Annotated in this window: 25 protein-coding genes and 1 riboswitch; of the genes, 18 read left to right on the forward strand and 7 right to left on the reverse strand. The window is 74.3% G+C overall.

Annotated elements, in window-relative coordinates:
• Positions 1-110 precede the first annotated feature (110 nt).
• The 3 genes from DSM104329_RS06915 (at position 111) to DSM104329_RS06925 (ending at position 2,155) form a co-directional block, all read left to right on the forward strand.
• Positions 111-464, forward strand: coding sequence for a winged helix-turn-helix transcriptional regulator (locus tag DSM104329_RS06915; RefSeq protein WP_259314668.1), 354 nt, complete (start codon positions 111-113; stop codon positions 462-464).
• Between the two features lie 26 nt (positions 465-490).
• On the forward strand, positions 491-1,732 hold the full coding sequence (locus tag DSM104329_RS06920; protein ID WP_259314669.1) for a hypothetical protein: 1,242 nt from the start codon (positions 491-493) through the stop codon (positions 1,730-1,732).
• A gap of 198 nt (positions 1,733-1,930) precedes the next feature.
• The gene (locus DSM104329_RS06925) at positions 1,931-2,155 is read left to right on the forward strand and encodes a hypothetical protein (RefSeq protein ID WP_259314670.1); all 225 of its coding nucleotides are present in this window, start codon (positions 1,931-1,933) and stop codon (positions 2,153-2,155) included.
• A gap of 3 nt (positions 2,156-2,158) precedes the next feature.
• On the opposite strand, the gene DSM104329_RS06930 is transcribed toward DSM104329_RS06925, so the two are convergent.
• The 3 genes from DSM104329_RS06930 to DSM104329_RS06940 all read right to left on the reverse strand — a co-directional run bounded on the left by DSM104329_RS06930 (position 2,159) and on the right by DSM104329_RS06940 (position 5,279).
• Complete coding sequence (locus DSM104329_RS06930) at positions 2,159-3,274, reverse strand: ArsA family ATPase (protein ID WP_259314671.1); 1,116 nt, start codon at positions 3,272-3,274, stop codon at positions 2,159-2,161.
• A gap of 164 nt (positions 3,275-3,438) precedes the next feature.
• Positions 3,439-4,296 carry an ArsA family ATPase gene (locus DSM104329_RS06935; protein WP_259314672.1) on the reverse strand — a complete coding sequence of 286 codons (858 nt, stop codon included), beginning with the start codon at positions 4,294-4,296 and terminating at the stop codon, positions 3,439-3,441.
• Between the two features lie 56 nt (positions 4,297-4,352).
• On the reverse strand, positions 4,353-5,279 hold the full coding sequence (locus DSM104329_RS06940) for a cupin domain-containing protein (RefSeq protein WP_259314673.1): 927 nt from the start codon (positions 5,277-5,279) through the stop codon (positions 4,353-4,355).
• Positions 5,280-5,354: 75 nt separating this feature from the next.
• Here DSM104329_RS06940 and DSM104329_RS06945 point away from each other — a divergent pair, with 75 nt between their 5' ends.
• Genes DSM104329_RS06945 through DSM104329_RS06955 form a run of 3 tightly spaced genes read left to right on the forward strand, consistent with a single transcriptional unit; the run spans position 5,355 to position 9,127 of the window.
• The gene (locus DSM104329_RS06945; protein WP_259314674.1) at positions 5,355-6,122 is read left to right on the forward strand and encodes a ParA family protein; all 768 of its coding nucleotides are present in this window, start codon (positions 5,355-5,357) and stop codon (positions 6,120-6,122) included.
• Between the two features lie 10 nt (positions 6,123-6,132).
• Positions 6,133-7,650 (forward strand): cell division protein FtsZ, encoded by a 1,518-nt coding sequence (ftsZ, locus tag DSM104329_RS06950; RefSeq protein ID WP_259314675.1) that lies wholly within the window; start codon positions 6,133-6,135, stop codon positions 7,648-7,650.
• Positions 7,651-7,657: 7 nt separating this feature from the next.
• On the forward strand, positions 7,658-9,127 hold the full coding sequence (locus tag DSM104329_RS06955; protein WP_259314676.1) for a gamma-glutamyltransferase: 1,470 nt from the start codon (positions 7,658-7,660) through the stop codon (positions 9,125-9,127).
• Positions 9,128-9,144: 17 nt separating this feature from the next.
• On the opposite strand, the gene DSM104329_RS06960 is transcribed toward DSM104329_RS06955, so the two are convergent.
• Positions 9,145-9,759, reverse strand: a complete 615-nt coding sequence (locus DSM104329_RS06960) for a DsbA family oxidoreductase (RefSeq protein WP_259314677.1) — start codon at positions 9,757-9,759, stop codon at positions 9,145-9,147.
• 81 nt (positions 9,760-9,840) lie between these two features.
• Between DSM104329_RS06960 and DSM104329_RS06965 the strand changes: the two genes are divergently transcribed.
• From DSM104329_RS06965 to DSM104329_RS06980, 4 genes are all read left to right on the forward strand, one after another.
• Positions 9,841-10,665, forward strand: a complete 825-nt coding sequence (locus DSM104329_RS06965) for an EamA family transporter (protein ID WP_259314678.1) — start codon at positions 9,841-9,843, stop codon at positions 10,663-10,665.
• A gap of 19 nt (positions 10,666-10,684) precedes the next feature.
• Entirely contained in the window at positions 10,685-11,113 is a 429-nt protein-coding gene (locus tag DSM104329_RS06970; protein ID WP_259314679.1) for a hypothetical protein, read from the forward strand.
• A gap of 203 nt (positions 11,114-11,316) precedes the next feature.
• Entirely contained in the window at positions 11,317-13,416 is a 2,100-nt protein-coding gene (locus DSM104329_RS06975; protein WP_407655871.1) for a RecQ family ATP-dependent DNA helicase, read from the forward strand.
• Between the two features lie 155 nt (positions 13,417-13,571).
• Positions 13,572-13,844, forward strand: coding sequence for a hypothetical protein (locus DSM104329_RS06980; RefSeq protein WP_259314681.1), 273 nt, complete (start codon positions 13,572-13,574; stop codon positions 13,842-13,844).
• Positions 13,845-13,975: 131 nt separating this feature from the next.
• On the opposite strand, the gene DSM104329_RS06985 is transcribed toward DSM104329_RS06980, so the two are convergent.
• Positions 13,976-14,602 carry an LON peptidase substrate-binding domain-containing protein gene (locus DSM104329_RS06985; protein WP_259314682.1) on the reverse strand — a complete coding sequence of 209 codons (627 nt, stop codon included), beginning with the start codon at positions 14,600-14,602 and terminating at the stop codon, positions 13,976-13,978.
• Positions 14,603-14,649: 47 nt separating this feature from the next.
• On the opposite strand from DSM104329_RS06985, the gene DSM104329_RS06990 reads away from it, so the two are divergent.
• The 3 genes from DSM104329_RS06990 to DSM104329_RS07000 are packed head-to-tail and all read left to right on the forward strand — an operon-like array spanning position 14,650 to position 17,957.
• Positions 14,650-15,987, forward strand: a complete 1,338-nt coding sequence (locus DSM104329_RS06990) for a cryptochrome/photolyase family protein (RefSeq protein ID WP_259314683.1) — start codon at positions 14,650-14,652, stop codon at positions 15,985-15,987.
• Between the two features lie 57 nt (positions 15,988-16,044).
• Positions 16,045-17,118, forward strand: a complete 1,074-nt coding sequence (locus DSM104329_RS06995; RefSeq protein WP_259314684.1) for a hypothetical protein — start codon at positions 16,045-16,047, stop codon at positions 17,116-17,118.
• Positions 17,115-17,957: an NAD(P)-dependent oxidoreductase gene (locus tag DSM104329_RS07000; RefSeq protein ID WP_259314685.1), complete on the forward strand. Its 843-nt coding sequence runs from the start codon at positions 17,115-17,117 to the stop codon at positions 17,955-17,957. Before DSM104329_RS06995 ends, DSM104329_RS07000 begins: the two co-directional genes overlap by 4 nt.
• A gap of 3 nt (positions 17,958-17,960) precedes the next feature.
• Here the strand turns inward: DSM104329_RS07000 and DSM104329_RS07005 are convergent, their stop codons facing one another.
• Positions 17,961-18,872 (reverse strand): class I SAM-dependent methyltransferase, encoded by a 912-nt coding sequence (locus DSM104329_RS07005; protein WP_259314686.1) that lies wholly within the window; start codon positions 18,870-18,872, stop codon positions 17,961-17,963.
• Between the two features lie 56 nt (positions 18,873-18,928).
• Between DSM104329_RS07005 and DSM104329_RS07010 the strand changes: the two genes are divergently transcribed.
• The 4 genes from DSM104329_RS07010 to DSM104329_RS07030 all read left to right on the forward strand — a co-directional run bounded on the left by DSM104329_RS07010 (position 18,929) and on the right by DSM104329_RS07030 (position 22,853).
• Complete coding sequence (locus DSM104329_RS07010; RefSeq protein WP_259314687.1) at positions 18,929-19,714, forward strand: class I SAM-dependent methyltransferase; 786 nt, start codon at positions 18,929-18,931, stop codon at positions 19,712-19,714.
• Positions 19,711-21,117: a 1,4-alpha-glucan branching protein domain-containing protein gene (locus tag DSM104329_RS07015; RefSeq protein ID WP_259314688.1), complete on the forward strand. Its 1,407-nt coding sequence runs from the start codon at positions 19,711-19,713 to the stop codon at positions 21,115-21,117. Before DSM104329_RS07010 ends, DSM104329_RS07015 begins: the two co-directional genes overlap by 4 nt.
• A gap of 71 nt (positions 21,118-21,188) precedes the next feature.
• A riboswitch (cyclic di-AMP (ydaO/yuaA leader) is annotated at positions 21,189-21,347 on the forward strand.
• 147 nt (positions 21,348-21,494) lie between these two features.
• Positions 21,495-22,025, forward strand: a complete 531-nt coding sequence (locus tag DSM104329_RS28930; RefSeq protein WP_326924485.1) for a transglycosylase family protein — start codon at positions 21,495-21,497, stop codon at positions 22,023-22,025.
• A 24-nt stretch (positions 22,026-22,049) separates the two neighbouring features.
• Complete coding sequence (locus DSM104329_RS07030) at positions 22,050-22,853, forward strand: class I SAM-dependent methyltransferase (RefSeq protein ID WP_259314689.1); 804 nt, start codon at positions 22,050-22,052, stop codon at positions 22,851-22,853.
• 10 nt (positions 22,854-22,863) lie between these two features.
• On the opposite strand, the gene DSM104329_RS07035 is transcribed toward DSM104329_RS07030, so the two are convergent.
• Positions 22,864-23,544 carry an acyltransferase gene (locus DSM104329_RS07035; protein WP_259314690.1) on the reverse strand — a complete coding sequence of 227 codons (681 nt, stop codon included), beginning with the start codon at positions 23,542-23,544 and terminating at the stop codon, positions 22,864-22,866.
• Between the two features lie 71 nt (positions 23,545-23,615).
• On the opposite strand from DSM104329_RS07035, the gene meaB reads away from it, so the two are divergent.
• Positions 23,616-24,569, forward strand: a complete 954-nt coding sequence (meaB, locus tag DSM104329_RS07040) for a methylmalonyl Co-A mutase-associated GTPase MeaB (protein ID WP_259314691.1) — start codon at positions 23,616-23,618, stop codon at positions 24,567-24,569.
• Positions 24,570-24,656 lie beyond the last annotated feature (87 nt).

The raw sequence follows: 24,656 nt of genomic DNA on the forward strand, positions 1-24,656 counted from the left end.
CCCTCGTACGCCGACCCGTACACCTGCACCTGCGGCGGAACGTGGCCACGCCCGCCGAGCCGGGCCGTGCCGCCCGGAACCCGAGGCTTCACTTGGTAAAGTAATGGCTCATGGACCCCTGCCCCGTCAGCCGGACGGCGGGCGTCATCTCCGGCAAGTGGACGATCCTCCTGGTCCGTGACCTCGCCGAGGGACGCTCCCGCTTCTGCGAGCTGGAGCGCTCCCTGGCCGGCATCTCGCCGCGCACCCTCTCGCTGCGCCTGCGTGCGCTGGAGGAGGAGGGCATCGTCGAGCGCCAGACCTTTCCCGAGGTTCCGCCGCGCGTCGAGTACGCGCTGACGAGCAAGGGCCTCGACCTCCTGCCGATCATCGAGGACATGCGCGCCTACGGGCTGCGCTGGCTCGGGGACGCGGACGACTGCATGCCGGCCGACGTGCCGGACGCGGCCGCCGTCGCCGGCTGATCGCCACCGGCGGAAGGACCCGCCACGTGGACGGCGAACGGGACGGCGTGCGCTCCCACACGCTTCACGCCGCTCTGCGCCGCTACGTCGAGGAGGTCTCGTGGACGCTCGCCGCCGAGACCGCCGACGGTGCGGAGGTCCCATTCGAGCTCGTGGAGGAGCGCGGCGTCCGGCGCACGGCCCTGTACTGCTACCGGCCGCTCGTCGACGAGTTCCTGCGCGAGCGCTTCGGCGCGCTCGCCCGGCTCGACGGGCACGTCCCCGCCGCCCGCGCGCTGGGCGCGCACGACGGCATCGCCCGCTATCTGAAGGCCCATCACGAGCCCGTGCCGTCCGATGCTCCGGGCCGCGCGCATGCCGCGCTCTCGCTCTTCCTCGAGCGTGTCTACGCCGAGCAGACGACGTTCGAGTTCGACAACGAGCGCTTCGAGCGCGCCTATGCACAGCTCGAGGAGCTGATCTTCGCCGGGCGCACGCACGCCGCGGCGATCGTGGCCGTCCTCGGGCTCGACATCGCCTCGCCGGAGATCGTGCTCGCCGACGGCCTCACGCTGACGCGCGCCGAGACGTTCGACGACCTGCCCGCCGAGCTGCGCACCGAGGCCGACGTCGTCGCCGCGTTCCGCGCCGAGGTCGAGGACGGCGCGCCGGACCCTTTCGTCCAGGCGGGCCGGGCCTTCCGCCGCCTGCTCGTCGCGCTGCGCCTCTACGACGACGGCGGCGTGGCGCTCGGATCGGTCGCCTGGACGCGCGTCGACAGCGGCGCGTGGCGCTCGGCCGCGCTCGGCGCCGGCGGGATCCCGCAGGGCCTCACGCTCATCGAAGCCGACGAGGAGGACGAGCTGCGCGGCTTCTGCAGCCTCGTCGCCCGCCGCACCCCGCGCTCCGGGGAGCTCGCGTGGGCGCTGTCGCGCTACGGGATGGCCTGCGAGCGCACTGTGCCCGCCGAGGCGCTCAGCGACGTCCTGCTGGCGCTCCGCGCGCTGCTCGAGCCCGAGGGACCGGCGTCCGGCCGGCTGCCCGGGCGCCTCGCCGCGCTGTGCGCCGTCCCGGAGGACCGGGTCGCGCTGGCCGAGCGCGCCAGCCAGGCGATCGCGTTGGAGCGCGCGATCATCGCCGGCACCGCGCCGCACTCGCCGGCGGTCGACGAGCTCATCGCCGAGCTCTCGGGATACCTGCGCGCGCTGCTGCGCGACGTGCTGTGCGGGCACCTCGACGCCGACGTGCGCGGGCTCGCCGACCGCCTGCTCGTCGAGACGCCCGCCTGACGTCGACGGCTCCGTCTGGGCCGGGTGGTTTCCTGAAAGTCGGAGAGGCCGTGAGCCGTTGATCGACTATGCAGGCCGGATGAACGCCAACGTCCGGTAGACCGAATCAGACGTGGCGGCAGGGGGTAGGCATCAGACATGAGTCCAGTCGCACATGCTGGGGCTGCCGGAGGCCGGCGGCGCGCCGATGTGAGGGACATGACCGAGCGCTCCTCGCACCGGCTCCCCGCGGTCTGGCTCGTGCTCGCCTGCTTCGGCCTCGCCCTGACCCTCGGCATGGTCGTCGCCCGGGCGATCGTCACGGCGCTCGCCCAGACGGTCGGAACCGTCGCGGCGCTCCCCGCCGGGGTCCTCGGCTTCGTCGTCGTCTCGGCGGCCGCGCTGGTCCTCACCGCGCGCCTGGACGCCGCGCGCCGCGGCTGACGGTCAGCCCGCCGGCCCGAAGAGGTGCTCGTGCACGCGCACGAGCCCGTCGACGTCGTGGACGTCGCCGCCGAGCTGGGGGATGAGCAGCGGCTGCTCGTCGCCGATCTCGCGCCGCAGGCGCGCGATGGCCGCCGTGTCGCGCTGGGCGAGCGCCCGGGCGTCGCGGTAGGTCGCCGCGACCTTGCGGGCCAGGTCGGCGCCCAGCTCCCCCGTCAGCTCGGCGACGACCGCCTCCGGCTCGGCGTCGAGGCCCTCCGCCGGCGTCACGCGGTTGACGATCAGCCCGCCGAAGGGGAGGTGTGCCTCGGCGAGCTTGGCGGCGAAGAAGATCGCCTCCTCGACGGGCTCGCGCTCCGGCGACGTGACGATGAGGAACGTCGTGGCCGGGTCGGCGAGCAGCGCCTTGACCCCGGCGGCACGCTCGCGGAAGCCGTCGAGCAGCCCGCCGAGCGCGCGGAAGAACACCGACAGGTCGGTGAGCAGGTCGACGCCGGTCACGCGCTTGAGCACGGAGAACACGACGCTCGTGCCGCGGCCGACGACCTTCGCCGCGAGGCCTGTCGGGCCGGTGAGGAAGACGCGCAGGGCGCGCCCCTCGAGGAAGCTGGTCAGCCGGTCGGGCGCGTCGAGGAAGTCGAGCGCGTTACGCGACGGCGGTGTGTCGAGGACGAGGACGTCGAAGGCGCCCGAGCGGTCGAGCTCGTAGAGCTTGGCGATCGCGGTGAACTCCTGCGACCCGGCGACGGCGCCCGAGAGCTCCTGGTAGATCCGGTTCTCGAGCACCTCGTCGCGCGCCTTCTCGTCGGGCGCGAGCTGCGCGATGAGGTCGTCGAACGTGTGCTTGGGATCGAGCATCATCGCCCACAGCTCGCCGGTGATCTCGATGCCGTGGCCCGCGAAGCGCGCGGGGTCGACGAGGCGCGGCTCGTTGCCGAGCTCGTCGAGCCCCAGGGAGTCGGCGAGGCGGCGCGCCGGGTCGATCGTCACGACCGCGACCTTCCGGCCGCGCGCGGCGAGTCCCATCGCGAGCGCGGCGGACGTCGTCGTCTTGCCCACCCCGCCGGACCCGGCGCAGACGATCACCCGCTTGCCGGCGATGCGCGGCTCGATGCTCACGATGCGGCGTCCCGCCGGGTCGTAGCGTCGGGGTGTGAGGACCCGCAGGGTCTCACGATGCCGCCTCCCGCCGGGTCGTAGCGTCGGGGTGTGAGGACCCGCAGGGTCTCACGATGCCGCCTCCCGCCGGGTCGTAGCGTCGGGGTGTGAGGACCCGCAGGGTCTCATGCCAGCGCTCCGTCGAGCCGGCGGGCGATCGCGGCGATATCGGCGCCGCCGGCGATGTACGGCACCGTCGTGGTCGGCGCGCCGATGTGCCGTCGCAGCCTCCGCAGCTGGGCGCGCTGCTCGAGCGCCAGCACGTGCAGGCCCAGCGCGGCGGTGACGGCGGGGTGCTCGCGGTGCGACTCGAGCGCGCCGGCCTCCTCGGCCGTGAGGCGCTTGCGGCGCAGCCCGTTGACCACGACCAGCGCGAGATGCTGGCCGTTGGCCTGCTCGAGCCCGTCGCGCAGCGCGAGCGTCTCGTTGACCGGCATCTCCTCGGGCGTGGTCACCGCGACGATCGCGGTGCGGGCCGGGTCGGCGAGCATCTCGTGGATGATGCGCCCCTGGCGGGCGATCGGTCCGGCCATCGCCGCGTCCGCGAACGTCTTGGGGGCGGCCAGCATGGCGACGCCGTGTCCGGTGGCGGGGGCGTCGACCACCACGAGGTCGTACGGCTCGGCCCCCGGCGTGCGGCGCTGGTCCTGCGCGAGCTCCCACACCTTGCCGACGGTGAGCAGCTCGCGCATGCCCGGCGTCGCGGCGGCCAGGTAGGCGAACGCGCGGCTCGACGAGAGCAGCTCGGCCAGGGCGCGGGGGAGCTGGTCGACGAGGTACTCCTCCATGGCGTCCTGCGGGTCGATCGACACGTGGTCGGCGCCGGCGGCGGTGACGACGTGCTCCACGTCGGTGCGCCGGTGGACCTCCGCGACGACCGCGCGCTTGCCGCGCTCGGCGGCGAGCGCGCCGAGCGCCGCCGCCACCGACGACTTGCCGACGCCGCCCTTGCCGGTGACGAACAGCAACCGGTGGTCGAGCACGCTGGCGATCGCGGCTCAGCGCTCCGGATCCAGGACGGCGTCGGAGAGGGCGGGCGTCAAAGCGCCCCGCCCCGCGGGTCGACGGGCTCGACGCGGAACGTGAGGCCGCCGAGCCCGGCCATCCGCAGCGTCGAGGACCGCGGGAAGAAGACGGCGTCGCGCGGATCGCGCTGGCCGTAGGCGAGCAGCGTCAGGCCCTGCCCGCCCGCCCGGAAGCTGTGCGCGACCCCGGTGCCGGCCGGCCGCGCGACGATCGAGCCCGCGCGGACCGGGTGCTCCTGGTCGCCCAGGCGCAGCGTGCCGTCGCCGTCGAGCACGACGAACAGCTCCTCCTCGGCGGTGTGGCAGTGCGGCGGCGCCCCCTCGGCGTCCGGCGCGATCGCGATGTGCCTGAGCCCGCTCAGGCGGGAGCCGGCGGCGCTGCCGAGGTCGGTGCGCACCTCGTCGCGGTCGCCGTGGGCGATCGGCATCGCCTCGACTTCGGTGAGACCCACGATCCACGACGGGCGCTCGTCGGCCGGGTCGACGACCTCGCCGAGCTCGAGCGGGCCGAGCTCGGCCTCCGCATCGAACGGATGGCCGCCGTCGAGCGGCAGCCAGGTGGGCCCGGCCCACATCGTCTTCGAGCGCGGGAGGTACGTCAGCCGGGTGGAGGAGCCGGAGGCGAAGGCCAGCAGCTCGATCGGCCCGCCGAACACGGTGTGCGGCCGCCCGCCGGCCGGGAAGACGACCGCGTCGCCCGCGGAGATCGCGTAGGCCCGCCGGCCGGCCTGGGCGAAGCCCGTGCCGTCGAGGACGTAGAAGATCTCCTCCTCGTCGAAGTGCACGTGCGCCGGCGAGCACACGCGCCCCTCGGCCTCGATCCGCCATCGGCTCAGGCCGATCTCGCGAGCGCCGGCCGCTGCGCCGAGCAACTGGCGCAGCGCCCAGATGTGTCCGAAGCGGCGCTCCGACTCCTCGACGTCGTCCATGTGGGTGAGCATCGAGGGAAGGAATACCGCATGCGCCTGCGAATACCGCGTGCGTATGAGTCCAACGCGACGCACATGGAGCCTGCTGTGAGCTCGAAGGCGAAGGTCATCGCGTTCGCCAACCAGAAGGGCGGCGTGGCCAAGACCACCACCACGCTGAACCTCGCGGCCGCGTTCGCCGAGGAGGGCCACCGCGTGCTCTGCGTGGACATGGACCCGCAGGGCAACCTCACCATGTCGCAGGGCATCGACCCGGACTCCCTCGAGAAGTCGATGTTCGACGTGCTCGTGTACGACCTCTCGATCCGGGAGGTCATCCGCCGCCGGGAGATCGACGTGGCGTGCGCCTCGATCGACCTCGCCGGCGCGGAGATCGCGATGTCGACGAAGATCGGCCGCGAACGGTCGCTGGAGAAGGCCTTCCGTCCGATCCTCGAGGACTACGACTTCATCTGCATCGACACGCCGCCCTCGCTCGGGCTGCTGACGATCAACGCGCTGACGGCGGCGGACAAGGTGATCGTCCCCGTCCAATGCGAGTATCTGTCCATGAGAGGGCTGATCCAGCTCCAGAACACCCTGTCGATGATCCGCGAGAACCTGAACCCCGACGTCGACATCGAGGGCATCCTGCCCACGCTCGTCGACTCGCGCACGATCCACGCCAAGGAGGCGATCGAGATCCTGGAGGAGAACTTCGGCGATCGGGTGTTCGCCTCGCGGATCAAGAAGACGGTCAGGTTCGCGGAGGCGCCGGTCCGGGGTATGTCGGTGCTCAAGTACGATCCTGACGGGATGGCGGCTCAGTCCTATCGCGAGCTCGCGAAGGAGGTTCTCGGCAATGGGAAGCGGTAAGCGGGCGAGCATGCGGGAGGGCCCGCTGGCGGCGCTGTTCCGGTCGACCGCGGACGAGGACGTCGAGCCCGAGCGCCCGCAGCCCGAGCAGCCGCCCGCTCGCCGCGAGCAGCCGCGGGCTCCCGAGCCGCGTGCCGCGCGGCCGACGCCGCCGCCGGCTCCCGAGCCGCGTGCCGCGCGGCCGACGCCGCCGCCGGCTCCCGAGCCGGAGCACGAGCCGCCGCATCCGCCGCATCCCTCGCTCGGCCGGCGCGTCGAGCCGGAGCCCGAACGCGAGCCCCGCATCCCGTCGCCGCAGGAGCGCCTGCGCCACGCCTTCTCGTCGGAGTCCGAGGTGCCCAACGACATGCTCGCGCTCCCGGAGACGGTCTACGAGGACGACCCGTACGCTCGCGGCCCCGAACAGGACCCGGCCGGCCGGTCGCGGACGAGCGGCGAGCCCGTGCTGCGCGTCGTCGGCGTCGGCGGAGCGGGCGTGAACGCGGTCAACCGGATGGTCGAGGCCGAGGTCGAGGGCGTCGAGTTCATCGCGGTCAACACCGACCTGCAGTCGCTGCAGCAGTCGACGGCCGACATCACGCTGCACATCGGGCCGAACATCACGCGCGGGCTGGGCGCCGGGTCCAACCCGGATCTCGGCCGCCAGGCGGCGATGGACGAGTACGACCGCATCAAGGCGCTGCTCAAGGGCTCGGACATGGTGTTCATCACCGCGGGCGCGGGCGGCGGCACCGGCACCGGCGCGGCCCCGGTGGTCGCGCGGATCGCCCGCGAGCTGGGCGCGCTGACGGTCGGCGTCATCACGAAGCCGTTCGGTTTCGAGGGCCGCCGGCGCAGCGACCAGGCCGACACCGGTGTCGAGATGCTCGGCTCCGAGGTCGACACGCTGATCGTCGTGCCGAACAACCGTCTGCTGTCCGTCCTCGACAAGCAGACGTCGATGATGGACGCGTTCCGGGTCGCCGACGACGTGCTGCGCCAGGGCGTGCAGGGCGTCTCGGATCTCGTGACGCTGCCGGGGCTGATCAACCTCGACTTCGCGGACGTGCGCACGATCATGTCCGACGCCGGGCCGGCGCTCCTGGGCATCGGGATGGGCACGGGCGACAAGCGTGCGCTCGAGGCGGCCACGGCCGCCGTGGCCTCGCCGCTGCTCGAGACGTCGATGGACGGCGCGCGCAAGATCCTGCTGTCGATCACCGGCGGGCGCGACCTGTCGCTTTTCGAGGTCAACGACGCCGCGAAGGCGGTCTCCGCCGCGGCTCATCCCGACGCGAACATCATCTTCGGCGCCATGGTCGACGAGAAGCTCGAGGACCAGGTGTGGGTCACGGTCGTCGCCACCGGCTACGGCGAGCGGCCGGCGCGGCCGCGCCTGGAGGAGCCGGTCGGCGAGCCGCGCGTGGAGCGGCGCACCCCGTCGTCGCGCGAGCGGTCGCGCGACGACCGGCCCGTGGGTTCGGCGACCCGGCGCACGGGGCTCGGCGTGACCGAGCTCGACGTGCCGGAGTTCGTGCCGCGCCGGTAGGGGATTCGTGAAGGGCATCGTCGCCGCCGGCCACCCGCTCACGGCGGAGGCCGGGGCGGCGGTCCTGCGCGACGGCGGCAACGCGGTCGACGCCGCGGTCGCGGCGATGCTCACGTCCTGGGCGGCCGAGCCGCTGCTCACCGGCCCGGGCGCGGGCGGCTACATGCTGGTCGCCGGCGCCGACGAGGAGCCGGCGCTGCTCGACTTCTTCGTCGAGGCGCCGGGCCGGGGCCTCGCGCGCACGGCGCCCGCGGAGCTCATGCCGGTCGAGGTGTCGTTCGGCGACGCGGTGCAGATCTTCAACTGCGGCGCGGCGTCATGCGGGACGTACGGCTGTCCGGCCGGGGTGTCCGCGGCGATGGAGCGGTGGGGCAGCCTGCCGCTGGCGCAGCTGGCCGCTCCGGCGGCGGCGCTCGCGCGCTCGGGCGTGGAGCTCAACGCTCAGCAGGCGTACGTGTTCGCGCTGCTGGCCGGGATCCTGTGCTCGACCCCGGAGGCGGCGGCGGTGTTCGCGCCGGGCGGGCGGGTGCTGGCGGAGGGCGAGCGGTTCCGGTCCGAGGAGCTGGGCGATTCGATCGAGCTGCTCGGGGCGGAGGGTTCGGCGCCGTTCTACACGGGTTCGAAGGCCTCGGCGGTGGCCTCGTGGCTCGGCGCGCGGGGCGGCCTGCTGACCGCCGAGGACCTCGCGTCGTACGAAGCCGTGGTGCGCACGCCGGTGCGGGTGCGGTACCGGGGACGCTCGGTGCTGACGAACCCGCCTCCGTCGGCGGGCGGCCTGCTGCTCGCGCTGGCGCTGGCGCTGCTGGACCGGCGGCCTGCGCCGCCGCGGCCGATGGACCTGGTCGAGGTGATGGAGCGCGCGCAGGAGGAGCGCACGGACGCGTTCGTGAGCGGCCTGGCGGGGCCCGGGTTCGCGGCGTCCTTCCTGGGCTCCCGGCTGGGGGCGACGACGCACATCTCGGTGCTCGACGGGTGGGGGCGGGCGTGCAGCGTGACGTGCACGAACGGCGAGGGCTCAGGCGTCGTCGTGCCCGGGACGGGCCTGCACGTGAACAACATCCTGGGCGAGGAAGACCTGAACCCGCTGGGCTTCCACGCCTTCGACGCCGGTCGGCGGATGCCGTCGATGATGGCCCCGACGGTGGTGCTGTCGGCCGACGGCGCGGTCGAGTTGGTGCTGGGCAGCGCGGGCTCCAACCGGATCCGCTCGGCGATCCTGCAGACGATCGTGGGCGTGGTCGACCGGGAGCTGAGCGCGCAGGGCGCGGTCGACGCCGCGCGGCTGCACTTCGAGGACGGGATCGTGTACGCCGAGCCCGGGGTGGACCTGGCGGAGCTGCGCGCGGCGGGGCGCGCGGTCGCGCCGTTCCGGGCGCCGAACCTGTTCTTCGGCGGCGTGCAGGCGGTGGCGCGGTCGGCGGGCGGAGCCCTGTCGGGCGGCGCGGACCCGCGGCGGGGTGGGGTGGTGGCGAGCTGAGCGGCGGGCGGCGTGCCCTACGCCGCGGCCTGCTCGCGGCCCGCGGCGATCACCTTGCGCAGGAGCTCGGGCTCGTGGGCGCCGGAGACCGCGACGCGCCCGCCGGCCACGAAGAACGGCACGCCGGTGACCCCGATCTGCTGGGCGACCTCGAGGTCGTCGTCGACGGCGCGCGCGCCCTCGCCGCGATCCAGGGCCGCGGGATCGACGTCCGGCAGCAGACGAAGGACCGTCTCGCGATCGCCGATGTCCTCGCCCTCGGCGAAGTGGGCGGCGAAGAGCGTCTCGATGGCCGCCTCGGGGTCGCGGACGAGCTTGACGGCACGGTGGGCGAGAAGCGTGTTGGGCGCGCGTTCCTGGCGGTCGAAGCGCAGATCGAGGCCAACGTCCTGCGCAACGGCGGTCACCCGGTCCTGGATCGCGCGGACGCGCTCCTCGCCGCCGAACTTGGCCGCGAAGTACGCCGTGGCGGCGACGCCCTCGGCGGGCAGCTCGGGCTGCAGCTGGAAGGCGTGCCAGCGGACGAGGACGCTCCCCGGCTCCTCGCCGGCGAGCGCGGCGGAGAGGCGGCGCTTGCCGATGTAGCACCACGGACAGACCAGATCCGACCAGACGTCGAGCGTGACGGGCATCGCCCCGGACGGTAGCGGGGCGGTTCGCGACGGCCGGCCTGCGTCGCGCGGCGCCGCGCCGGCGCGGTAGCGTCCCCGGCGATGCCTGCCTCGGCGCTCGGCCTCGCTCTCAGCGCGGCCGTGGTCCATGCGCTGTGGAACCTCCTGCTGGCGCGGGCCCGGGACCCGCAGGCGGCCGGAGCGGTCGCGGTCGTCGCCGGCGTGGCGATCTGGGCACCTGTCGCCCTCGCCACCGGCGGAATGACCACGAGGGCGCTGCCCTACGTGCCGGCGTCCGCGGCGTTCGAGCTCGCGTACTGGGCGATGCTCGGGCTCGCGTACCGCATCGGCGAGCTGAGCGTGACCTATCCGCTCGCGCGCGGCATGGCGCCGGTGCTGCTCCTGCTGGCCGGCCTCGCGGGCCTCGGAGGCGCGATCGGCGGCCTCCAGGTGGCCGGGGTGGCGCTCGTGGCGGTCGGCATCGTCGCGGTGCGCGGGATGCGGGCGCGCGGCGGCGTCCCGGAGGTCGCCCTGGCCGCGGGCATCGCGGCCTGCATCGCCTCGTACACGCTCATCGACCGCGCCGCGCTGCACCACGCCGACCCGATCGCCTACCTCTGGCTGGTCCTCGCCCTGACCGCTCCGCCGTACGTCGTCGCGATGGTGCGCATCCGCGGCCGTGAGGCTCTGCGGGCCTCGATCACGCCCGCCGTCGTGGGGACCGGAATCGCGATGTTCGGCAGCTACGTGCTCGCGCTGGCCGCGCTGCAGCGGGCGAGCGCGGCGGCGGTCGGGGCGGTCCGTGAGACGAGCGTCGTGCTGGTCACCGCGTTCGCGGCTGCCGTCCTGCACGAGGACGTCGGACCGGTCCGCGCGGCCGGGGCGGTGCTCGTCACGGCGGGGATCGTCCTCATCGCGCTCGGATGAGTGCCAGGATGCGCGCGCGATGCCGACCCGCCGATCCGCCCGAGCCGCCACCTTCACCGTCCTCGCCGCGCTGGTCGTCGCCGCCGTGGGCTGCGGCGCGGAGCCGCCCGACCTGTTCGCCGTCGACCGCTCCGGCTCGATCGCCGGCGCGAAGCTGCGCCTCGAGGTCAACGACGGCGGCACCGTGCGCTGCAACGGCGGCGAGCCGAAGCGGATGCCGAGCAAGCTGCTCCTCGATGCGCGCGAGCTCCAGCGTCAGCTCGACGAGCCCGGGGTCGCCGGCCGGAGCCTTCCGCCCGGCCCCACCTCCGTGCTGCGCTACGACGTGCGCACCGAGCACACCCGCGTCCGCTTCGCCGACGACTCCCGCAACCGGCCCAAGACGCTCGACGAGCTCGCGTTCCTCGTGCGGCAGGTGGCGCAGGAGGCGTGCGGGCTGGCGCGCTGAGGGCGTGGCCCGGAACCGCGTGCATCGGTCGTCGAGCTGTGCGGTGCCGAGGAGGAGCCGGTCACGGCCGGACGGCGGCCCGCCGACGACGGGGGGCGAGAACCGCCGAACGGCGGCCCGCTGACGACCGGGGGCGAGAACCGCCGGACGGCGGCCCGCTGACGACGGGGGCGAGAACCGCCGCCCCGCGACCTAGCCTGGGCATGGTGGCCCAGACGACCGACACCGCGCTCGACGCGCTCCACGCCCTCACCGGCCGGCCCGATTCGACGTTTCGCGAGCATCAGCACGAGGCGATCGACGACCTCGTGCGCGACCGCGCCCGCGTGCTCTGCGTGCAGCGCACCGGCTGGGGCAAGAGCGCCGTGTACTTCGTCGCCACCCGCCTGCTGCGCGATGCCGGCAGCGGCCCGACGCTCATCGTCTCGCCGCTGCTGGCGCTCATGCGCAACCAGATCGCGGCGGCCGAGCGCCTCGGCCTGCGCGCCCACACGATCAACTCGACGAACCGCGACGATTGGGACGCGGTTCGCCGGATGCTCGCCGACGACGCCGTCGACCTCCTGCTCATCAGCCCCGAGCGGCTGAACAACCCGAGCTTCCGGGAGGAGATGCTGCCGCTGTTCGCGCAGCGCGTGGGGCTGCTCGTCATCGACGAGGCGCACTGCGTCTCGGACTGGGGCCACGACTTCCGGCCCGACTACCGGCGGGTCCGGGACATGCTCGCCGCGTTGCCCGAGGGCGTCGCGGTGCTGTGCACGACCGCCACGGCCAACGACCGCGTCGTCGCCGACGTGCTCGAGCAGCTCGACGCGAGCGGCGCGGCCGGCGCCGGGACCCGACCCGAGCTGCGCACCTACCGCGGGCCCCTGGCGCGCACGTCCCTGCGCCTCGAGGTGGTCGAGCTCGCGCACCCCGCCGAGCGCCTGGCCTGGCTCGTGCAGGAGCTCGGCCCCGCCGGGTCCCTGCAGGGGTCGGGCATCGTCTACACGCTGACCAAGCGCGATGCGAGCGCGGTCGCCGATTTCCTCGTCGCCCACGACATCGCCGCCGAGGCCTACAGCGGCGAGCACGCCAACGAGGACCGCGTCGCCGCCGAGGACCGCCTCCTGCGCGGCGACGTCAAGGCGCTCGTCGCCACGAGCGCGCTCGGGATGGGCTACGACAAGCCGGATCTCGGCTTCGTCGTGCACTACCAGGCGCCCGGCTCGGTCATCTCCTACTACCAGCAGGTCGGCCGCGCCGGCCGCGCCGTCGACCACGCCGACGCGGTCCTGCTGCGCGGCGCCGAGGACCGCCGCATCCAGGACTTCTTCATCGAGCAGGCCTTCCCCGCCAAGGAGCGCGTCGACCAGGTGCTGCTCCAGCTCGACGCGGCGGGCGAGACCGGCCTGACGACCCGCGAGCTGTCGAGCATCGTCAACCTCGGTCTCGGCCGGCTGGAGGCGATGCTGAAGGTCCTCGACGTCGAGGGCGCGGTCCGGCGCGACGGCACGCGCTGGACCCTCGTGCGCGACCACGGCTGGCGCTACGACGCCGAGCGCTACCGCGCGGTCACCGAGCTGCGCCGCGCCGAGCAGGCCGCGATGGCCCGCTACGGCGCCGACGGCCGGTGCCTGATGCGCACCTTGCAGGAGCAGCTCGACGACCCGGACCCGCGCGACTGCGGCCGCTGCGCGATCTGCACCGAGCCGCGCTTCCAGCTCGAGCTCGACCCGGCGCTCGTGCGCGCCGCGCAGCTGCACCTGCGCTCGCAGCCGCTCGTGCTGGACGCGAAGAAGATGGCGCCCGACCCCCAGGGCAAGATGCGCAAGATCCCCGAGACGGCGCAGGTCGAGCCGGGGCGCGGGCTCGCGCGCATCGGCGATCCGGGGTGGTGGCCGGCGATCGCCTCCGGGCTGCGCGACGGGCGCCTCGACGACGAGGTGCTCGGCGCGCTCGCCGACCTCGTGCGGGCGTGGCGACCGGCCGCGGCGTGGGTGACCTGGGTGCCGTCGCGCGCCCACGGCAAGGCGCTCGCCGACGCCGCCCAGCGCCTCGGTGCCGCGCTCGGGCTGCCGGTCGTCGAGGCCGTCGCGCGGACCGTCCCGGACGCCCCGCCGCAGCGCGACATGGCCAACGCCGCCCAGCAGGTCGCCAACGTCCGCGGGCGCTTCCGCGTCGCCGCCGATGTGCCGGCGGGCGGCTGCCTGCTGCTCGACGACCAGCGCCTCAGCGGCTGGACGCTCGCGATGGTCGGCGGGCAGCTGCGGGGCCGCGGCGCGGCATCGGTGTGGCCGCTCGCGCTCGCCAGCGCGCTCTGACCTCTCCCGCTCGCCAGCGCGCTCTGACCGCTCGCGCTCGCGAGCGCGCTCTGACGGCCCCGCGCTGAACCGGCGCTCCGGCCGCTCCGAGCGGACCGCCGGGATGGGTATACCGCCCCATTGGAAGGCCCTCGCCGCCCCCGGAGGATGTGGCCATGAGCGTTCTCGTCTGGGTCATGGTCGGCATCGCCCTCTGGCACTTCGCGGTCCTCGTCCCCGACCGGTTCTGGGGCGGCATCGTCGGCGCCTTCCTCGCCGCGCTCGGCGGAGCGCTGGTCACCGGGTACATCCTGCCCGCGCCCGGCATCCCCACCGAGAACCCGCCCGGCGTCGGGGAGGCGCTGTGGGCGATGCCCGGCGCGCTGGTCGGGCTGGCCGCGTCGTACTGGTACGGCAGCCGCCGTGAGCCGCACCCCGGCGCCGAGTAGAGGGTCTGCCGGGACAGGCCCGAAGGACCCCGTCCGCCCGACGGGCACCTCCGCCCGCAAACGCGTCGGCGACCGCGAACTGACGCTCGCCACCGTCAACGGGCGCGACGCTCATTCGGGGCGCCGGCCGATCAGCCGAAGCGGACCTTGCCGTTGCTCTTGGCCCGCGCCTGCGCGCGCTCGACGTAGTCCAAGCGCTTCGTCGCCGCTCGGAACAGCCGGTCGACCAGCCGCAGCCGCGCGTTCTCGGCGCGCAGGTCGAGCAGCCCCTGTTTGGCGTCGAGGCCGAAGTCGACGGTCGCCGCCATCTCGTAGGCCGTCATCTCGGACACCTCGTCGGGCTCGAGCGTGCGGTCCGTCGCGGCGGCGACCAGCTCGACGTACGACGCCCGCGCCCGCTGCGCGATCGCGTCGTCGACCGGTTCGTCGCGGTCGCTCAGCAGCTCGATCGTCCCGGCGGGGTACGGCAGGTCATCCTGGCGCTCGACGAGCCGGAACGGGGTCGTCCCCCGGCAGAGGATGTTCAGCCGGCCGTCGTCCATGCGCTCGAGCACGCGATCGATCGCCACCGCGCAGCCCACCGTCTTGAGCTCGTCGTCGGAGAGCCAGACGATCCCGAACTCGCTCTCCTGCTCGATGCAGGACTCGATCATCGCCTTGTAGCGCTCCTCGAAGATGTGCAGCGGCACGTACTCGGTCGGCAGGGCGACGATGCCGAGCGGGAAGAGGGGGAAGTCGCGCACCGGGCTGTCGGGCATGGGCCTTCGGAGCAGTCTACGAGCGCCCCGGGTAGACATGACCGGGCATGCCCACCACCGCCATCGTCTGGTACCGCCGCGACCTGCGCGTTCACGACCATCCCGCGCTCGCGACGGCCGTGCGCGAGTACGACCGCGTCGTGCCGCTGTTCGTGCTCGATCCGGTGCTGCTCGAGCGCGAGCCGTACCGGTCCCCCCGGCGCGCCGGCTACATGTTCTCCTGCCTGCGGGCGCTCGACGGGGAGCTGCGCGAACGCGGCGCGCGGCTGTTCGTGCGCGAGGGCGACCCGCGCGCCGAGGTCCCGCGGATCGCCGACGAGCTCGGCGCCGAGGCGGTCCTCTGGGCGAGCGACGTCTCGCCGTACGCGCGCCGCCGCGACCGTGCGGTGACCGAGGCGCTCGGCAACCGCGCGCGCCCCCAGCCCGGCAACTACATCGCCGACGTCGGCCGCATCCGCACGGGCGAGGGCAACCCCTACACGGTGTTCTCGCCGTTTCACCGCTCCTGGCTGCGCGCCGACCGCCGCCCCGTCCAGCGCGCGCCCCGGCAGATCGCCGTCCCGCCGCGGCTCGCTGCCGGCCGCCTGCCCGCCGGCACGCACGCCGACATCGCCGGCGAAGCCGCCGCGCGCGCCGCGGCCCGCCGCTGGCTCGCGGGCCCGGTCGAGCGCTACGAGGCGCTTCACGACCGCGTGGCGGGCGGCACGTCCCAGCTCAGCCCGCACCTGCGCTGGGGCACGCTGAGCCCGCGGGCGCTCGAGGAGCACGCCGAGCGCCGCGAGGCGTTCCGCCGCCAGCTCGCGTGGCGAGACTTCTACGCCCACGTCATGCTCTTCGATCTCGGCTCGCGGCGCGCCGACCCACCGTGGGACGCCGACGAGGACGGCGCACTGCTCGCCGCCTGGCAGGACGGCCGGACCGGCTACCCGCTCGTCGACGCCGGCATGCGCCAGCTCGCCGAGACCGGCTGGATGCACAACCGTGCGCGGCTCGTCACCGGCGCGTTCCTGACAAAGGACCTGCACCTCGACTGGCGCCTCGGCGAGCGCCACTTCGCGCGCCTGCTGCTCGACGGCGAGCCGGCGCAGAACAACGGCAACTGGCGCTGGATCGCGTCGGTCGGCGTCGACCCCGCGCCGCCCGCGCGGCGCATGTACAACCCGGCGCTGCAGCAGCGCCGCCACGACCCCGACGGCGCGTACGTGCGGCGCTGGGTGCCCGAGCTGGCGGACGTGCCGGACGCCAGGCTCGCCGAGCCATGGACGATGACCGAGGATGAGCAGCGGGCAGCGAACTGCCTGATCGGGCGCGACTATCCGGCGCCGATCGTCGATCACGCCGTCGAGCGGCGGCGGGCGCTCGAGCTCTACGGCGGAGGTCGCTGAGCCCGCCGTCTCGCGGCCGCCCGTGGAGCCGTCCACCCGACCGGGTGTCATACCGCCGTGGAGCTCACCGACTACGAGCGGTCCTTCCGGCGCGCCGGCCTTCCGCTGCTCATCGAGAACTACTCGGCGCGCGAGGACATCTTCACCCGCGCGCTGCCGCTCCTCGGCCTCCTGTTCGTCCTGGAGATCTTCAACGGCATCAACCTCGAGTGGTCGTGGATCGCGAACGTCGCGGCCATCGTCGTGAGCATCGGCATCCTCATGGGAGCCGTTGCGCTGCTGAACCGCTCGCACGGTCAGCCCGCCCTCTCGATCCCCCGGCGCGTGGGCACGGGCGAGCTCGTCGCGTTCTGTGTCGTCCCGGCGATCCTGCCGCTGCTGGGCGGCGGCCAGTGGGGGTCGTCGCTCGCGACGCTCCTCGGCAACGCCCTGACGCTCCTGCTCGTCTACTGGATCGTCGGCTACGGCGTGCTGTCGATCCTGCGGTGGTCGTTCGGTCGCCTGCTCGGGCAGCTCGCGGGCTCGGTGACGATGCTGGCGAAGGCCGTGCCGCTGCTCCTGTTCTTTGCCGTGGTCCTGTTCGTGAACACGGAGATGTGGCAGGTCTTCGCCGGGGTCTCCGACGGCGACCTGGCCGGCGTGTCCGCGCTGTTCGTGGCCCTCGGCACGCTGTTCATCGCCGGGCGCCTGCCGCGCGAGGTCCGCCTGCTCGAGCGCGAGGTCGGCACCGAGCCGGCGCTCACGCGGCGCCAGCGCTTCAACGTCGGCCTCGTGATGTTCGTCGCCCACGCGCTGCAGGTCCTCGTCGTCGCGGCGGCGATCGGGGCGTTCTTCGTCGCGTTCGGCGTCCTCACGATCACGCCGGACGTCGTGGAGTCCTGGACGGGCACGACCGGCGAGGAGGTCGTCGCGTTCGACCTGTTCGGCGACCGCACCGTCATCACCGTGGAGCTGCTGCGCGTCTGCGCCGCCATCGCCAGCTTCAGCGGCCTCTACTACGCCATCGCGGTGCTGACCGACTCCACCTACCGCGAGGAGTTCCTCGGCGAGGTCGAGGAGTCGATGCGCGGGACGTTCCGCCTGCGGGCGCAGTACCTCGCGGCGCGAGAAGGAGTAGGACTGGGGGCATGAACATCGCCGTCCTGGGCACCGGCATCATGGGAGCGCCGATGGCCCGCAACATCGCCCGCGCAGGCCACGACGTCCGCGCCTACAACCGCACGCGAGCGAAGGCAGAGGCGCTCGCGACGGATGGGATCACGGTCGCCGACGACCCGACCCATGCCGTCGTCGGCGCGGACGTCCTGCTCACGATGGCCGCCGATGCGGACGCCGTGATCGCGCTCGCCGAGCAGCTCCCGTCCGGCGACGCGATCTGGTGGCAGGCCGCCACGGTCGGCATCGACGGCATCGAGCGCTGCGCCACGCTGGCCGAGGAGCGCGGGCTGACGCTCGTCGACGCGCCGGTCGGCGGAACCAAGCAGCCCGCCGAGCAGGGCAACCTGCAGGTGTTCGCATCCGGCCCGGACGCCGCCCTCGACGCCTGCACGCCGCTGTTCGACGCCGTCGGCAGCACGACGCTGCGCCTCGGCGACACCGGGGCGGGCACGCGCTTCAAGCTCGTCTTCAACCACTGGCTGCTCGGGCTCGTCGAGAACCTCGCGGAGACGATCGCCTTCGCGGAGGCGATCGACGTCGACGCACGCGGCTTCGTCGAGATCCTGGCCGGCAGCCCGGTCGGTGCGCCGTACGTCGGGATCAAGGGCCCCGCGATGGTGGATCGCGAGTTCGACACCTCGTTCCCGCTCGCGCTCGGCGCCAAGGACGCGCGGCTCGCCCTCGAGGCGGCGGAGCGCCATGGCCTCGAGCTCGGCCTGATGCCGGTGGTGCTCGAGCGCTTCGAGCGGGCGATCGCGCGTGGGCACGGCGACGACGACCTCGCCGCCGCCATCTTCGGCAGCGTCGACTGAGGCTCAGGCCGGCCGGCGGCCGGTGACCATCAGGTTGTAGAAGATCCGGGCGGGCAGTCGCGGCTCGAGCAGCCTGCGGTCGACGGACTGGAAGAACAGGTAGCCGTGGTAGGCGTACTGGCGCCACGCCATCGGGACGTCGCCGGGCTCGGCGGTCGACTCGAGCGTGCGGTTCGCCCAGCCGAACCAGTTCGCCAGCAGCTCCTCGCCGCGCACGCGGATCTCCTCGAAGCCGGCGCCGCGAGCGTGGCGCGCGAGCTCGTCGGGCACGAACGCGTGGACGTCGACGATGCGCTCGAGCTCGGGGTCCGCGTCCCCGTGGCCGCCGGGGTCGCGGGACGGGCGGGCGCCCAGCAGAGCCCGCCAGACGGGGGACAGCGCCGCGGCGCCGCGCTTGGGCACGCCGGCCAGGCGGTCGCCGACGAGCGACGGCTCGCCCGCGAAGACGAACGTGCCGCCGGGCCGCAGCACGCGCAGGAACTCCGAGAACGCGACGTCGAGGTGCGGCAGGTGGTGCAGCACGGCATGGCCGAAGACGAGGTCGAAGGAGTCGTCGGCGAACGGCAGCGCCTCCGCGTCGCAGGCGACGGTCTCGACGTCGAGACCGAGGCGCTGCGCGTTGGCCCGCAGCGTGTCCAGCATGCCGGGCGAGATGTCGGTCGCGACGGCCTCGCGCACGATGCCGGCCTGCACCAGGTTCAGGCTGAAGTAGCCGGTGCCGGCGCCGATCTCCAGCGAGCGGCCGAACGAGCCGACGCGGCCGCCGAGGGCCTTGGCGAGCTTGCCGACGACCTGCGTCTGGCCGATCTCGCCGAAGTCGATGCCCCACTTCGCGTCGTAATGGGCGGCGGCGACGTCGTGGTAGCGGGTGTTGGCGTCACGGATGACGTCCGCGGTGAGCGGCTCGGCGGCCATCGGGGCGGGGAGTGTAGACGCTGCGTTCAGCGCGGACGGCTAGGCTCGCCCGCCCGATGACCGACGCCCCCGTCCGCTACCTCCAGCGCGATCAGCCCCCCGGCGTCCCGCCGCTGGAGCTCACCGGCGAGCGCACGCTGCCCGACGTGCCCGAGGAGAACTACTGGTACCAGCGCCATCTCGTCGTCTATCGCTGGATCGCGCGGCGGATCGCCGGCCTGCGGGTCGTCGACATGGCGTGCGGCGAGGGCTACGGATCCGACGTGCTGGCCGCCGCGGGCGCCGCGGCGGTGGTCGGCGTCGACGCCAACCCCGAGGCCCACGAGCACGCCCGCCTGCGCTACGTGCGGCCGAACCTGCGCTTCGCTCGCGACCTCGTCGAGACGTTCTCGGAGCAGTGCGACGCGGTCGTGTTCCTGCAGACGATCGAGCACGTCCGCAACCCCGACGAGGTGCTCGAGCACTTCAAGGCGCTCGTCGGGCCGCACGGGGTCGTCTTCGTCACGACGCCGAACGTCCTGACGCTCGCGCCCGAGGGCGCCGAGAAGTCCGGCAACCCGTGGCACGTCAAGGAGTACCGGCCCGAGGAGTTCCGCGCGCTGTGCACGGCGCACTTCTCGTCGGTCGAGCTGCACGGGCTGTTCCACGCGGGCAAGCTCCGCCTGCACCAGCTCGCGATCGAGCACGCGGGCTGGGACGCCGTGCACGCGCGGCTGCGGATCACGAAGCCGTTCTACGACCGCTTCACGCCGGCGATCTCGGCGCGCGACTTCGCGCTGCGCGAGGAGGGCGAGCGCGACCTGGCGGGCGCGCTCGACTTCCTGGCCGTCCTGCGGCCGTGAGCGCGCCCGGCGCAGCCGGTCCCGGCGAGCTGGCGATCGTGCTCCACACGCACATGCCGTACGTCGAGGGCTTCGGCCTGTGGCCGTTCGGCGAGGAGTGGCTCTGGGAGGCGCTGGCGACGTCGTACCTGCCGCTGCTCGACGTGCTCGACGCGGCGCCCGGCGGACGGTCGCCGGTGACGCTCTCGATCACGCCGGTCCTGGCCGACCAGCTCGAGGCGCCGGGCATCGCCGAGCGGTTCGACGCGTTCGCGCGGGACCTGCGGCGCCGGTCGCACGAGCTCGACGCCGCGACCGCGGAGGCGGCGGGCGACGCGGTGGCCGCGAACGAGCTGCGGCGGGCGCTCGGCGCGTACGAGCGGGCTGCGGACAGGTTCGCCGCGCGGGGCGGCGACCTGGTGTCCGCGTTCGCCCCGCACGTGTCGTGGACGTCGGCGGCGACCCACCCCGTGCTGCCCCTCCTCGCCACCGATGCCGGCGTCCGGCTGCAGCTCGAGACGGGCATCGCCGCCCACCGCGCGCGCTTCGGCGGCTGGGGCGGCGGGCTGTGGCTGCCGGAGTGCGCACACGCGCCGTGGCTGGACCCGCTGCTCGAGCAGGCCGGGGTGCATGCCGTCTGCGTCGAGCTCACCGACGTGCTGGGGGCGGACGAGCAGCTGCGGCCGCTGCGCACCGCCGCCGGCCCGCGGCTCGTCCCGATCGACCGGGCGGTCATCGACCTCGTATGGGGTGCGGACGGGTATCCGGCCGCACCCGCCTACCGCGACAGCCACCGCCTGACCGGGTGCCACCACAAGCCGTGGTCCAACGATGGGGCCGTCTACGACCCCGGCCGCGCGGCCGAGCAGGTGCGCGCGGACGCGGTGGACTTCGTCGGGCGGGTCCGCGAGCGCCTGGCCGGCGGCGGGCTGTCCGTGTGCGCGCTGGACACCGAGCTGCTCGGCCACTGGTGGCACGAGGGCGTCGACTGGCTGGCGGCGGTGCTCGAGGAGGCACTGCGCGCGGGCCTGCCGATCGCGCGCCTGGACGAGGCGCTGACCCGCCACGAGCCCGTCGCCGCCTCCGCCGATCTGCCCGTGACGACGTGGGGGACGCCGCGGACCCTGTGGACCTGGGACGGGCCGCGGGTGGCCGGCATCGCCTGGGCGCAGCGCCGGGCCGAGCTGGAGGTCGTGGCCGCCGGTGCGGCGGCCGGCGACCGGGCGCTGCGCGAGCTGCTCGCGATGCAGTCCAGCGACTGGGCGTTCATGGTCTCGCGCGAGCTGGCCGAACCGTACGCGCGCGAGCGCGTCGAAGGCCATGCGGCCGGGCTGCGCGCGGCGCTGGACGCCGGCGGGGTGGGCGAGGCGGGCGTGCGCTCGTTGGCGCCGCATCTCGCCCGGACGGCGCTGCTCGAGCCCTGAGGCCGGCGGTCAGCGCGTCGCCGGCCGGGCTCCTTCCGTCCGAGGGACCGCTAAGGTTGCCCGCTTCGTCGTATCCATACGAGCCGAGTTCCGTCCGCACCAGCGGCCGGGAACGGGGGAACCACTGGGGCCGTCCACGGCCCCCGGGGCGAATCGCCGCCAGGTGCGCGGCGTAGTGCAGGTCCAGCACGAGCCCGACAGCTAACCCCGTAGGCGTCGAGACCCAAGGAGCTCCCGACGTGTCCATGCATCGCGAAGCAGGCCCCGCGCCCACGGCGCGCGACCCCTGGCGCGAGTCCCTGCGCTGTTCCCACGAGCGCCGCGCCTCCGCGTTTCGCCGTCGCCGGCGGCGGCTGCGCGGCCGTACCGCGGTGGCCGTGACCCTGTTCAGCCTGACCGGCCTGGCGGGCGGAGCGCTCGCCGCGCCCATCGCGACGACGAGCACCGTGCTGAGCGCCGGCACCACCGGCGGAGGCGTGGTCGCGCTGCAGCAGGCGCTCGGCATTCCCGCGGACGGCGTCTACGGCCCGCAGACGCGCGCCGCCGTGCGGCGCTTCCAGCGCGGCCACGGGCTCAGCGCCGACGGCGTCGCCGGACCCGCGACCCTGCGTGCGCTCGGCCTGTCCGCGCGGGCCGCGTCGACCCGCTCGTCGGGCTCGACCACCTCGGTGCCGCCGGCAAGCAGCCTGCTCGAGCGCATCGCCCGCTGCGAGTCGGGCGGCGACCCGACCGTCGTCTCCAGCGACGGGCAGTACCGCGGCAAGTACCAGTTCAGCCGCGAGACCTGGCGCGGCGTCGGCGGCAGCGGCGACCCGGCCGCCGCCAGCGAGGCGGAGCAGGACCGCCGCGCGGCGATCCTGCTGGAGGTGCAGGGCCGGTCGGCCTGGCCGAGTTGCGGCGCCGGGTAGCCGGCGCCGGTTAGGCTCGCGGCCGTGTCCGATCGCGCCGCCGTCCGAGCAGAGTGGTCCGACGGCGACTACCCGTCGGTCGGCGAGCGTCTGCTCCCGGCCGCCGAGGCGCTGCTCGAGCGGCTGGGTCCGCTCGACGGCGCCGACCTGCTCGACGTCGCCACGGGCACCGGCAACGTCGCGCTGGCCGCGGCGCGGGCCGGGGCGCGGGTGGTCGGCGTCGACCTGACGACCGAGCTGCTCGAGGTGGCGCGGCAGCGGGCGCGCAGTGAGGGCCTCGCCGTCGACTTCCTCGAGGGCGACGCGGAGGCGCTCGAGTTCGAGGAGGACCGCTTCGACGTCGTCGTCTCCACGTTCGGGGCGATCTTCGCGCCGCGCCCGGCCGTCGCCGCCGGCGAGCTCGCCCGCGTCCTGACGCCCGGCGGCCGGCTGGGGCTCACCACCTGGCCGAGCGACGGCCTGGTCGCCGCGATGGGCGCCGCCATCGCCCGCCACGTGCCGGACGCCGGCGAGCCCCGGGCGACGCCTCCGCCGTGGTCCTCGGAGGCCGGGCTGCGCGAGCTGTTCGAGCCGCGCGGCGTCGCGCTCGAGGTCGAGCGGCGCACCGACCTCGTATGGCGGTTCGCCGACGCCGCGCAGGCGCTGGTCTTCGTCGAGGAGAAGCTGGCGGGCTTCCGGTCCGCCCGCGCCGCGATCGACGCCGCCGGACGCATGCCCGCTCTGCGGGAGGACCTGCGCGCGCAGTTCTCCGAGTGGGATGCGGGCGGCGGCGACGGTCTCCTGCTGCCCTACGACTACCTGCTCGTGACGGGCACGAAGACCGGCTGAGCGCCGGCGCTCACTCCCAGCGCATCGTTCGCGGCGCGGGCCGCGTGCGCAGCACCTGCGCCGGGACGCCGCCGACCACCGCGTTGGCCGGAACGTCCTTCGTCACGACGGTCGACGTGCCGATGATCGCGTTGTCGCCCACCGTCGTGCCGCGCAGGATGCAGGCGCCGTAGCCGATCCACACGTTGTGGCCGACGTTGACGTCGCGCTTGTAGATGCCCTGGCCGCGGACCGGGCGCTCGACCTCGACGACGCCGTGGTCGAAGTCGATGAGCATGACGCGGTCGGCGACGATGCACTCGCGCCCGATCGACACATGCTGGAACGAGGAGATCGTGCATTCCTGGCCGAGCACGGTCTTCGCGCCGATGCGCACCTCGCCCTCGTGGGCGCGGACCTTGCTGCCGTGGCCGATCCACGACCAGCGGCCGAGATGGACCACCGCGCCGCGGCCGATCTCGAAGGTGACGCCCGGACAGACGAAGGCGATGCCGTCGGTGCGCAGGCGGCCGCGGAACCGCAGCTTCAACCAGGCCAGGCGCGCCAGCAGTCGCGCGTAGCCGACGGTGAACATGCCGTGGCGGCGCATGAACCGCAGGAGCGTGAGCGGGCCGCCGTGGAGGGGCGGCGGTTCGCCGCGGAGGATCGGCTCGACGGTCGGCGGATCGACCGGGGACAACACGGGCTTCATGGGACCCCGGGCATCGTAGTCCCCGGACACCCCTCTCGCCCGCCGCCGGCCGTGCCATCATGCGGCCCCCCATGGCTGCCGACCCCACCCTCGCCCAGCGCCTGCTCGACGGCGACCGCCGCGCCCTCGCGCGGGCGATCACGCTCGTCGAGAACGAGGATCCGGCCGGCTACGAGGTGGTTCGCGAGGTCTATCCGAAGACCGGCCGGGCGGCGGTGTTCGGCTTCACCGGCCCGCCCGGCGTCGGCAAGTCGACGCTGATCGGCGCGCTGACGAAGGCGCGCCGCGCGGCCGACCGCCAGATCGGCGTGCTGTCGATCGACCCGTCGTCGCCCTTCACGCACGGTGCGGTCCTCGGCGACCGCATCCGGCTCACCGAGCACTTCCTGGACCCGGGCGTCTTCATCCGCTCGATGGCGAACCGCGGCGCGCTGGGCGGGCTGTCGGAGGCCGCGCTGCAGGCCGCGCTGCTCATGGACGCCTCGGGCAAGCAGGACGTGTTCCTCGAGACGGTCGGCGTCGGCCAGGCCGAGGTCGACATCATCGACCACGCCGACACCGTGGTGCTCGTGCTCATGCCCGGCTCGGGCGACTCGATCCAGGCGCTGAAGGCGGGCGTCATGGAGATCCCGGACGTCATCGTCGTCAACAAGCGCGACCATCCGCTCACGGACACGATGGTGCGCGAGATTCGTGGCGTGCTGTCGCTCGCGCCGCAGCGCGGGTGGCGCGTGCCGATCGTCAAGACCGAGGCCTCCCGCGGCGAGGGCGTCGACGAGCTCGTCGAGCAGATCGACGCCCACCGCGCGCACATCGAGTCCGAGGGCACGCTGAGCGAGCGCCGGCGGCGCAACCTGCACAACGAGGTCGTCGCGCTCGCGGCGGGGCGGATGCGGCGGCGCCTCGAGGAGAGCCTGGTCGAGGACGCCGGCTTCGCGCAGCTGCTCGACGAGGTCGTCGCGCGCCGGCTGGACCCGGCCAGCGCCGCGCGGACGCTGCTGGAGAAGACCGGCGCCGAGGTCTGAGCTCGCGCCGGCGCGCCGGGCGCGCCGCACCGCCCGCGGGCCTGCGGTGCCGCGCGACCGGTTCGGCGAGCGGCGTCACGCTGACGG

This window comes from Capillimicrobium parvum (genome assembly GCF_021172045.1).
In the GTDB taxonomy this organism is placed as follows: Bacteria; Actinomycetota; Thermoleophilia; order Solirubrobacterales; family Solirubrobacteraceae; genus Capillimicrobium; species Capillimicrobium parvum.

Bases quoted from the DNA above. Each gene is read 5' to 3' on its own strand.
- DSM104329_RS06940 (WP_259314673.1), bottom strand. From the start codon at position 5,279: ATGCTCACCCACATGGACGACGTCGAGGAGTCGGAGCGCCGCTTCGGA.
- DSM104329_RS06990 (WP_259314683.1), top strand. From the start codon at position 14,650: ATGCCCACCACCGCCATCGTCTGGTACCGCCGCGACCTGCGCGTTCAC.
- DSM104329_RS06925 (WP_259314670.1), top strand. From the start codon at position 1,931: ATGACCGAGCGCTCCTCGCACCGGCTCCCCGCGGTCTGGCTCGTGCTC.
- DSM104329_RS07035 (WP_259314690.1), bottom strand. From the start codon at position 23,544: ATGAAGCCCGTGTTGTCCCCGGTCGATCCGCCGACCGTCGAGCCGATC.
- DSM104329_RS07000 (WP_259314685.1), top strand. From the start codon at position 17,115: ATGAACATCGCCGTCCTGGGCACCGGCATCATGGGAGCGCCGATGGCC.
- DSM104329_RS07005 (WP_259314686.1), bottom strand. From the start codon at position 18,872: ATGGCCGCCGAGCCGCTCACCGCGGACGTCATCCGTGACGCCAACACC.
- DSM104329_RS06980 (WP_259314681.1), top strand. From the start codon at position 13,572: ATGAGCGTTCTCGTCTGGGTCATGGTCGGCATCGCCCTCTGGCACTTC.
- ftsZ (WP_259314675.1), top strand. From the start codon at position 6,133: ATGCGGGAGGGCCCGCTGGCGGCGCTGTTCCGGTCGACCGCGGACGAG.
- DSM104329_RS06915 (WP_259314668.1), top strand. From the start codon at position 111: ATGGACCCCTGCCCCGTCAGCCGGACGGCGGGCGTCATCTCCGGCAAG.
- DSM104329_RS06960 (WP_259314677.1), bottom strand. From the start codon at position 9,759: ATGCCCGTCACGCTCGACGTCTGGTCGGATCTGGTCTGTCCGTGGTGC.
- meaB (WP_259314691.1), top strand. From the start codon at position 23,616: ATGGCTGCCGACCCCACCCTCGCCCAGCGCCTGCTCGACGGCGACCGC.
- DSM104329_RS06970 (WP_259314679.1), top strand. From the start codon at position 10,685: ATGCCGACCCGCCGATCCGCCCGAGCCGCCACCTTCACCGTCCTCGCC.
- DSM104329_RS06985 (WP_259314682.1), bottom strand. From the start codon at position 14,602: ATGCCCGACAGCCCGGTGCGCGACTTCCCCCTCTTCCCGCTCGGCATC.
- DSM104329_RS06975 (WP_407655871.1), top strand. From the start codon at position 11,317: ATGGTGGCCCAGACGACCGACACCGCGCTCGACGCGCTCCACGCCCTC.
- DSM104329_RS07010 (WP_259314687.1), top strand. From the start codon at position 18,929: ATGACCGACGCCCCCGTCCGCTACCTCCAGCGCGATCAGCCCCCCGGC.
- DSM104329_RS06965 (WP_259314678.1), top strand. From the start codon at position 9,841: ATGCCTGCCTCGGCGCTCGGCCTCGCTCTCAGCGCGGCCGTGGTCCAT.